The organism is Arthrobacter sp. PsM3 (assembly GCF_030433895.1).
GTDB lineage: Bacteria > Actinomycetota > Actinomycetes > Actinomycetales > Micrococcaceae > Arthrobacter.
Window position 1 is genome coordinate 22,116 of record NZ_JARUXE010000047.1, and the last position, 8,717, is coordinate 30,832.

Genomic DNA, 8,717 nt, shown 5'->3' on the forward strand with positions numbered 1-8,717 from the left:
CTGATACTACGCCTACGGCGAATATCCACCGGTGGTCAGCGATTTCCGGCGCTTCATTCCCTGCGGGGGCCGGGTCCTTGGACGTAGGGTGAAGAGATGAATAGCTTCGAGGTAGACCCAGCGGAAACGGGCGACGTGCCCGAGCCGGAACGGCTGCTGCAGCCCGTCCCCGAAGGCCGGCGCATCACTGTGATGCTTGCCGCGTTCGAAGGCTGGAACGACGCCGGCGAGGCTGCCAGCGATGCCCTGCGCTACCTGAACAAGCTCTGGGGCGGCAAGAAGGTCGGTGCGGTCGACGCCGACGAGTACTACGACTTCCAGTTCACCCGGCCCACGATCCGGCGCACCGCCACCGGTGAGCGGAAGATCAAGTGGCCCTCAACCCGGATTTTCAAAGCCAGTGTTCCCGGCTCCAACGTGGACGTCATCTTTGTCCAGGGCACGGAGCCGTCCTATAAGTGGCGGGCCTACACCGCCGAACTGCTGGTCCATGCGGAGGCCCTCCACGTGGACTACGTGATCCTGGTCGGCGCCCTCCTCGCGGACGTGCCGCACAGCCGGCCTATTCCGGTGAGCACCTCCACGGACGACCCCGCGCTGCGTGAGCGGATGGACCTCGAGGCCTCGCAGTACGAGGGTCCGGTGGGCATCGTCGGGGTCCTCGCCGAGGTGGCCTTGCTGGCGGGCCTGCCCACCGTCTCGCTCTGGGCCGCCGTGCCGCACTACGTGGCCCAGGCGCCCTCCCCCAAAGCGCAGCTCGCGCTGCTGCACCGGATCGAGGAGCTCCTGCAGGTTCCGCTCGACACCGCGGACCTCGTGGAGGAGTCTGACGCCTGGGAGCGCGGCGTCGATGAGCTGGCCACGGAAGATCCTGAAATCGCGGCGTACGTGCGCCAGCTGGAAGAGGCGAAGGACACCGCCGACCTCCCCGAGGCCAGCGGCGAATCCATCGCCCGGGAATTCGAGCGCTACCTCAAGCGCCGCGGCAAGGACAAGCCGTAGCGTCCGGCCCTGGATTTCGACGCCGAGCGCCCGGCGCCCCGGGGGTTCGGCGCCTAGCAGCGGGCGCCCCGGGGGCCGGCGCCCGGCGTGCGACGCCTAGAGTTCGACGCCGAGCAGCGCGTTGACGGCGTCGCTCACCAGTGCCGCGTCCGTCGGGGACCCGGCCCCGCCGTCCTCAAGGGCCGCCCTGGCCCAGTCATCCATGGCCGCGACGGCCCCGGGGGCGTTCAGGTCGTTTGAGAGTTCGGCCCGCAGCCGGGACAGCAGCCCGGCGGCGGAGCCTTCCGGGGCCACGGCGAGGGCGTCCCGCCAGGTGCGGAGCCGTTCCTTGGCCGCGGCGAAACCGGCGTCGGTCCAGGACCAGTCACTGCGGTAGTGGTGGGCCAGGATGGCCAGCCGGATCGCGGCCGGGTCCTCGCCCTCGGCGCGCAGCCTGGACACCAGGACCAGGTTTCCCCTGGACTTGCTCATCTTTTCGCCGGCGAGCCCCACCATGCCAGCGTGGGCGAAGTGCTGCGCCAGCGGCACTCCGGACAGGGAGTAGGCATGCCCGGCACCCATTTCGTGGTGCGGGAAGATCAGGTCCGAGCCGCCGCCCTGCACGGTGAACGGCGCGGGCAGGTACTTCTGCGCGATGACGGTGCATTCGATGTGCCAGCCCGGCCGGCCCTCCCCCAGTTCGCCGCCCGGCCAGCTCGGTTCGCCCTCGCGGGCAACCCGCCAGAGCAGCGGATCCAGCGCCTGGCGTTTGCCGGCCCGGCCGGGATCGCCGCCGCGCTCGGCGAAAAGTTCCAGCATCTCGGCGTCGGACAGCCCGGAGACGGAACCGAGCGTCCACGCGTCGGTGGCGTCAGCGGAGTGCTTGCCGGCCGCTTCGACGTCGTAGTAGACATCCCCGTCGGGCTCGCCGGCACTGCCGGCCACCCGGTAGGCCAGACCCAGTTGCACGAGCCGCTCGATCGCGGGCACGATCAGGGGAATGGCTTCCACGGCGCCCACGTAGTGGTCCGGGGCCAGGACGTTGAGCGCTTCCATATCTGTCTGGAAGAGTTCGATCTGGCTGGCGGCGAGATCGCGCCAGTCCACGCCGGTCGCCGTCGCGCGCTCCAGCAGGGGGTCGTCGACGTCGGTGACGTTCTGCACGTAGGCGACCTGCTGGCGGCCGTCGCGCCAGGCGCGGTTGAGCAGGTCGAAGGCGACGTAGCTGGCGGCGTGCCCCATATGGGTGGCGTCATACGGGGTGATTCCGCAGACGTACATTGACTGTTCGCCTGCTGTCCCGAGGGTGACGACGCTGCCTTTGGCGGTGTCGAAGAGGCGCAGGGCAGCCATGCTGCCGGGTAGCTGGGGAACGGGGCGGGAGATCCAAGACTTCACAGCCCAAGCCTAGTGCTAGGCGCTGATGACGCCGAAACCGAGCAGCAGATACAGGGCCAGGCCCAGCAGGATCCGGTACCAGACGAAGAGCCGGTAGCTGTGGGTCGAGACGTACTTCAGGAACCAGCCGATGATGACGTACCCCACCACGAAGGCCACGGCGGTGGCGAGGGCCGTTTCCGGGAGTCCGTAGGGGCCGGTGATGCCTTCCTTGGTGACCACCTTGTAGAGCTGGTACAGGCCGCTGCCGAACACGGCCGGGATCGCCAGCAGGAACGAATAGCGGGCCGCCGCTTCGCGGGTGTAGCCCATCAGCAGTCCGGCGGTGATCGTCCCGCCGGAGCGGGAGACTCCGGGGATCAGGGCCATGGCCTGCGCCAGGCCAAAGAGGATGCCGTGCTTGTAGCTCAGCTGGGTCAGGTCGCGTTCCTGGCGGCCAATGGCGTCGGCCACGGCGAGGATCATGCCGAACACGATCAGCATCGTGGCGACAATCCAGAGGCTGCGGAGTACGGACTCGATCTGGTCCTGGAACAGCAGTCCGAGGACGATGATCGGCAGGCTGCCCAGGATGACCAGCCAGCCCATCCTGGCGTCAGGGTGCTGCCGGGAGACTTTGCCGGCCAGGGAACCCGCCCAGGCTTTGACGATCCGCACGATGTCCCGCCAGAAGTACACGATGACCGCGGTTTCTGTCCCGAGCTGGGTAATGGCCGTAAAGGCCGCCCCGGGATCGGCGGCGTCGGGCAGGAAGGAGCCAACGATCCGCAGATGGGCGCTTGAGGAAATAGGGAGGAATTCTGTCAGTCCCTGCACGAGGCCCAGAAAGGCCGCTTCAAACCAGTTCACGTTTATAGACCCTACGTCATGAAGCAATCCGAATCCCCGTAAGCTTGCTGACATGCAGCAGCGTTATGTCGGCAACAGTGGGTTGCGCGTGTCCTCCCTTTCCCTCGGCACCATGTCCTGGGCCCGGGAAACCGATGAGCAGGACGCCTCGGCGCTGCTCCGCACCTTCGTGGACGGCGGTGGGACCCTGGTCGACACCGCGGCGTCCTTCGGCGACGGCCAGGCTGAGGCGATGCTGGGCGGAATGCTCGGCGACGTGGTGGCGCGCTCCGAGGTGGTCATCTCCACGAAAGCCGGACTTTCGACGTCGGAGGGCCGGCGCGGTGTCGACACCTCACGGAACGGGATGCTCTCCGGCCTGGACGCGAGCCTGGCCCGGCTGGGCACCGATTACGTGGACCTCTGGTTCGCGCAGGCCTGGGACCCCAACGTCCCACTCGAGGAGACCCTGTCCGCGCTTGATTTTGCCGTGCGCTCCGGCCGCGCACGCTACGTGGGCGTCTCCAACTTCAACGGCTGGCAGACGGCGAAAGCGGCCGCTGTTGCGGGGTTCCCGCTGATCGCGAACCAGTCCGAGTATTCCCTGCTGCACCGCTCCCCCGAGGCTGAACTTATCCCGGCCATCGAGGACGCGGGACTGGGACTCATGGCCTGGGGCCCCCTGGGGCGCGGGGTCTTGAGCGGCAAGTACCGCGGGCATATTCCGGCGGATTCGCGGGCGGCCCAGTCGCGGCTGGCCGGCTACGTGGAGCCGTACCTTGAGGGGACCGCGTCCAGCATCGTGGAGGCCGTTGCGATGGCGGCGAAGGGCCTGGGGCGCTCAGCCCTGGACGTCTCGCTGAGCTGGCTGTTGTCCCAGCACGGTGTGGCGACGGCGATCATGGGCGCACGCACGCCGGTGCAGCTCAAGGAAATCCTGGATTCAACGCTGGCGCCGCTTCCTCCGCAGATTGCCCAGGCGCTGGAGGACGTTTCCAGCACCGCCTAGGTTCCCGGCACCGCCTGACAGGCTCCGTACCCGGCTGACGGCCGGGCTTAGTCCTGGAGGATCTCGAGGTCTTCCTCGTCGTCGACGTCTTCTTCCTCGTCCTCGTCGCTGTCGTCTTCGATCACCTCAAGAGGGGTCACTTCGCCATACGCTTCGTAGAGCGAGTCGTCGTAGACTTCAAAGGCATCAGCAACTGCAAAAAAGGCTGCCTCGACCGCAGGGTCCCCGGGTCCACGGCGCGCCGACGCCGCGACGAGATGCTCTTCGAGTGCAGCCGTCAAGGATTGAAGCGCGACACGCGGATCGATGCTCATGACTTCACGTTAGCCGGAAAAAGAAGAAAATGGAGAGCAATGAAGGAACATTTTCTCAGCAGTTCAGTCCGGCGGGAACGGGACTATTTGAGGCAGTACGAGTATCTCGTACTGACGGTCAGTCCTGAAGATTCCCTGCCGGAAGCACGCCGCCGCCTGGCCGAGCACTCCGAATACGGGAAGTGGGAACTGGAACGCAGCGTGCTGTATCTTGGCGGCGGCCGCCGCTTCTGGCTCCGCCGCCGGGTCACCCAGGTCCAGCGGACCGTTTAGGATTCTGAGTCCGGCGGACCGTCTAACCCGGCCTGGGCCCAGCGCACCGCTCAGCCCGTCTCGAGCGGTCCCAGCCAGGCATTGGCCACCGTGTTGTGTGCCGACTCGTCATCTGAGGGGTGGAACATTCCCGCCAGCACGTCCCGGTAGAGCCGTTCCAGCTCGGAACCACGGAAATAGCTGGATCCGCCGGACACCCGGATGGCCAGGTCCACGACGGTGCGGGCTGTCTCCGTCGCACTGACTTTCAGGCCGACCAGCTTCGGGAACCACTGGCCCCCATGGTCGGCCAGTGCGTCGACGTCGGCGGTGACGGCCGACAGCTGGGGGTAGAGCGCGTCCATCGCCATCGCCGCGTCGGCCACCTTCCACCGGATGTCAGGATCCTGGGCGTAGCTGCGTCCGCCGTTCTTGAACGACATCCGACGCTTCACGGCCTCGACGCCCAGGGCGAGGGCCCGTTCGCCGATACCCGTGTAGACCGCCGCCAGCAGCGTCTCGAAGCACGCGAAGATGGCGAAGATCAGCGGGTCCGCGTTCGGTCCCACCGGCAGCTTGCGGAAGATCCGCTCCGCAGGCACCACCGCACCGTCCAGGACGGTGGTGTTCGACTGGCTGGCCCGCATACCCAGGGTGTCCCAGTCGGCCAGGATCTCGTACCCGGGGGTGTCCCTGGTGAGGAAGCCGTGGACCAGTTGCCCGGCCCCGTTCCCGGCCGAGGCGTCCTTTCCGAAGATCCCCAGCCGGGTCCACGCCGGCGAGAGGCTCGTGAAGATCTTGCGGCCGGTGAAGGCGTAGCCGCCGCCGGCCTGGGCGAAGGCTGAAGTGCGGGAGTCGAAGAGCACCGAGTCGTTCCCCGCCTCCGAGTTCCCGAACGCGAAGATTTCCCCCTGCCCTGCCTCCCGGAGGACAAAGTCGAGCGAGGTGTCGCCCCGTGCGGCCAGGACATGCGCGACGCCGGTCCACACGAGATGCATGTTGATCGCCAGCGCGGTGGCCGGGGCCGCCGTCGCCAGCCGGCGCTGCAGCTGAGCGGCCGCCGCGAGGCCGAGGCCCAGTCCGCCGTCGGACGCCGGAACGAAGATCTTCAGGTAGCCGGCGTCCGCCAGCTCCGCCAGATCCTCGTGGAAAAAGGCGTTGTCCCGGTCGTAGCCGGCGGCGCGACCGCGGATGCGTTCCAGCAGGGCATCGGGCAGGACGTCTTCAGGGCTCATGGGCAGTGTCTTTCAGGCCTCAGTAGTTTGTGAGCAGGGTATCCAGGACCCGTGCACCGAATTTCAGGGATTCGGTGGGGACGCGTTCGTCCACGCCGTGGAACATGCCGGTGAAGTCCAGTTCGTCCGGGAGCTGGAGCGGGGCGAAGCCGTAGCCGGTGATGCCCAGCCGGCTCAGGGACTTGTTGTCCGTGCCGCCGGAGAGGGTGTACGGCAGGACCTTGGCCCCCGGGTCCTCGGCGTGCAGCGCGTCGATCATCGAATCCACGAGGTTCCCGGCGAACGGAACCTCCAGGGAAACGTCGTTGTGGATGTAGCTCACGTCCACGCCCGTGCCAGCGAGTTCGCGGACGATTTCCAGGACGTGCTGCTCCTGGCCGGGCAGGGTCCGGCAATCGATGAGGGCCTCGGCCGATTCGGGGATCACATTGTGCTTGTAGCCGCCCTTGAGCAGGGTGGGGTTGGTCGTGTTCTGCAGGGTGGCACCGACGAAGCGGGCCACGGTGCCGAGCTCCTTGAGGATCTTCTCCGGATCGTCCGGATCAAACTCCACACCCGTGAGTTCAGTCACACCGTCCAGGAACTGCCGGGTGGTGGGGGTCAGCTCGACCGGCCACCGGTACTCCCCGATCCGGGACACGGCGCTGGCGAGCCGGGTAACGGCGTTGTCCGTGTTGATCTGCGAGCCATGCCCTGCGCGGCCGTGGGCGACGAGGCGGAGCCAGGAGAGGCCCTTCTCAGCGGTCTGAAGCAGGTAGGTGCGCTGCCCCCCGATTGTGGCGGAGAATCCCCCGACCTCGGAAATCGCTTCGGTGGCCCCGTCAAAGAGTTCGGGCCGCTTCTCGATCGCGTAGCGGGCGCCGTAGGTGCCGCCGGCTTCCTCATCGGCGAAGAACGCGAAGATCAGGTCCCGCTTGGGCTTGCGTCCGGTGCGCGCAAAACTCCGGAGCACGGAAAGGATCATGGCGTCCATGTCCTTCATATCCACGGCGCCGCGGCCCCAGATCATGCCGTCCCTGAGCTCCGCGCCGAAGGGGTCCACGGACCACTGCTCGCGGAGCGCGGGCACAACGTCCAGATGCCCGTGGACCACAAGCGCGCTGGCGGACGGGTCTTCGCCGGCAAGCCTGGTCACCACGCTGGCGCGGCCCGGCGCGGCCTCAAAGATCTCGGCGTCCAGCCCCACTTCAGTCATCAGCCCCGCGGTGTATTCGGCAGCCGCCCGCTCCCCCGGTCCGGACCCGTCACCGTAGTTGGAGGTGTCGATCCGGATCAGTTCCTGGCAGATTCTGACGACTTCGTCCTCGGGCCTGATTTCAGTCATGTTTCACTCCTCGTGGGGTCGGCTCTCTTGCTGGCTTCAGCCTACCCACATGCCCGATCAGGCCCCGATTATTTGTTTCGGGAAACTTCATGCTAGAGTCTTTCTCGCTGCTTCGGAGAAAACCGAAACGCTGAAAGGCGAAAAGGTCCACCGAATACCACCTGCGCGGGTGGCGGAATGGCAGACGCGCTAGCTTGAGGTGCTAGTCCTCGAAAGGGGGTGGGGGTTCAAGTCCCCCTCCGCGCACAACAGGAAAAGGCCCTGGAATTCTATGGATTCCGGGGCTTTTTCGTGTCCCCGCCCAGGCGGACGCTGAAAAGCGGCACCCGCCGGCCCGGCCTCCGCATAGTGGTTTTGTGACCTACATGGAACCTGGACAACGCTATGACGGAATTGTCACGCACTGTCTGCGGTGCCTCGATCCGGGTATCAGACAGCGCGAGACGCCGAAGGCGTACTCGGAGGAGCGCAACCGCAGTACTAGCCGCCGGCGGCCGCGACGACGACGGCCGGCGAGCCCTGGTTGACCGGATTGGCCGTCGCGGAGGAGGCGACCACCCCGAACTCGTACCCCTCGGCCCGCAGTGCGTCGATGGTGGCGGCCAAGTACGTCCACTGCGTCGAGCGGCAGGACAAGACATCCTCAGCGTCGTGGAGCAGGATGATCGCGCCGGGTGCAGCCTCCGCCATCACATACTTCTGGACTCCCGCCGCACCGGGGCACTCGAAGTCGCCGGGGTGGCCGACGTCCCAGTGCCAGAGAACCCCGCCGCTCATACCAATGGTCTTGAGGTAGCCCGCCGCATAAGGGGTGCTGTTGCCGAACGGGAAGCGCATGAGCTTGGGCGCCTCACCGGTGACGGCCTTGATAGCGTCGTTGGTGCGGTCGATCTGCTGCTTCTGCTCCGCCTGGCTTATGTCGGGGAAATTGGCGTGGTCCCACGAGTGGTTGCCGATCACGTGCCCCTCAGCCTTGATCCGGCGGACGAGGTCGGGGTACTGCTGGGCGTGGGAGCCTTCAAGGAAGAACGTTGCCTTAACGCCCTTCTGCTTGAGGACGTCGAGGACGAACGCGGTGCGCTGGGGGGAGGGCCCGTCGTCAAAAGTCAGGCCGATCAGCGGCTTGTCGGCGGCCTGGGCCGCCGCCATGGGGCCGCCGGCCAGCAAGGCCATGACCAATGTCAGCGCGGCCAGTGCCGCCACGGCAATCCTGTTCTTGTTCGTGGTGCTCAACCTTCCTCTCACGGTGGTCTTCACCCTTGGCCTACAAGGTGGTCTTCACCCTTGCCAGATGAGCACCATACTGCGCCGCTGAGGCGCGCTTGGCCTACAAGGTGGTCTTCACCCTTGCCAGATGAGCACCATACTGCGCCGCT

Annotated in this window: 9 protein-coding genes and 1 tRNA gene; 4 read left to right on the top strand and 6 right to left on the bottom strand. The window is 66.8% G+C overall.

Annotation, left to right across the window (positions count from 1 at the left end):
- The first annotated feature begins 96 nt into the window (after positions 1 to 96).
- Positions 97 to 1,002 (top strand): PAC2 family protein, encoded by a 906-nt coding sequence (locus tag QCD75_RS18970; RefSeq protein ID WP_301230983.1) that lies wholly within the window; start codon positions 97 to 99, stop codon positions 1,000 to 1,002.
- A 96-nt stretch (positions 1,003 to 1,098) separates the two neighbouring features.
- On the opposite strand, the gene mshC is transcribed toward QCD75_RS18970, so the two are convergent.
- Both mshC and QCD75_RS18980 read right to left on the bottom strand, forming a co-directional pair.
- The gene (mshC, locus tag QCD75_RS18975; protein WP_301230984.1) at positions 1,099 to 2,379 is read right to left on the bottom strand and encodes a cysteine--1-D-myo-inosityl 2-amino-2-deoxy-alpha-D-glucopyranoside ligase; all 1,281 of its coding nucleotides are present in this window, start codon (positions 2,377 to 2,379) and stop codon (positions 1,099 to 1,101) included.
- A 15-nt stretch (positions 2,380 to 2,394) separates the two neighbouring features.
- Positions 2,395 to 3,228, bottom strand: coding sequence for an undecaprenyl-diphosphate phosphatase (locus QCD75_RS18980; protein ID WP_301230985.1), 834 nt, complete (start codon positions 3,226 to 3,228; stop codon positions 2,395 to 2,397).
- A gap of 52 nt (positions 3,229 to 3,280) precedes the next feature.
- On the opposite strand from QCD75_RS18980, the gene QCD75_RS18985 reads away from it, so the two are divergent.
- On the top strand, positions 3,281 to 4,216 hold the full coding sequence (locus QCD75_RS18985) for an aldo/keto reductase (protein ID WP_301230987.1): 936 nt from the start codon (positions 3,281 to 3,283) through the stop codon (positions 4,214 to 4,216).
- 47 nt (positions 4,217 to 4,263) lie between these two features.
- On the opposite strand, the gene QCD75_RS18990 is transcribed toward QCD75_RS18985, so the two are convergent.
- Positions 4,264 to 4,530: a hypothetical protein gene (locus tag QCD75_RS18990; RefSeq protein ID WP_226761305.1), complete on the bottom strand. Its 267-nt coding sequence runs from the start codon at positions 4,528 to 4,530 to the stop codon at positions 4,264 to 4,266.
- 39 nt (positions 4,531 to 4,569) lie between these two features.
- Here QCD75_RS18990 and QCD75_RS18995 point away from each other — a divergent pair, with 39 nt between their 5' ends.
- Positions 4,570 to 4,803, top strand: a complete 234-nt coding sequence (locus tag QCD75_RS18995) for a DUF5703 family protein (RefSeq protein WP_301230988.1) — start codon at positions 4,570 to 4,572, stop codon at positions 4,801 to 4,803.
- A 50-nt stretch (positions 4,804 to 4,853) separates the two neighbouring features.
- On the opposite strand, the gene QCD75_RS19000 is transcribed toward QCD75_RS18995, so the two are convergent.
- Together QCD75_RS19000 and QCD75_RS19005 are read right to left on the bottom strand one after the other, a co-directional pair.
- Positions 4,854 to 6,017, bottom strand: coding sequence for an acyl-CoA dehydrogenase family protein (locus QCD75_RS19000; protein WP_301230989.1), 1,164 nt, complete (start codon positions 6,015 to 6,017; stop codon positions 4,854 to 4,856).
- 19 nt (positions 6,018 to 6,036) lie between these two features.
- Positions 6,037 to 7,341, bottom strand: coding sequence for a M20/M25/M40 family metallo-hydrolase (locus QCD75_RS19005; protein ID WP_301230990.1), 1,305 nt, complete (start codon positions 7,339 to 7,341; stop codon positions 6,037 to 6,039).
- A 163-nt stretch (positions 7,342 to 7,504) separates the two neighbouring features.
- On the opposite strand from QCD75_RS19005, the gene QCD75_RS19010 reads away from it, so the two are divergent.
- Positions 7,505 to 7,587, top strand: a tRNA-Leu gene (locus tag QCD75_RS19010).
- 234 nt (positions 7,588 to 7,821) lie between these two features.
- Here the strand turns inward: QCD75_RS19010 and QCD75_RS19015 are convergent.
- A complete protein-coding gene (locus QCD75_RS19015; RefSeq protein ID WP_301230991.1) occupies positions 7,822 to 8,574 on the bottom strand; it encodes a polysaccharide deacetylase family protein in 753 nt (250 codons plus the stop codon).
- Between the last annotated feature and the right edge of the window lie 143 nt (positions 8,575 to 8,717).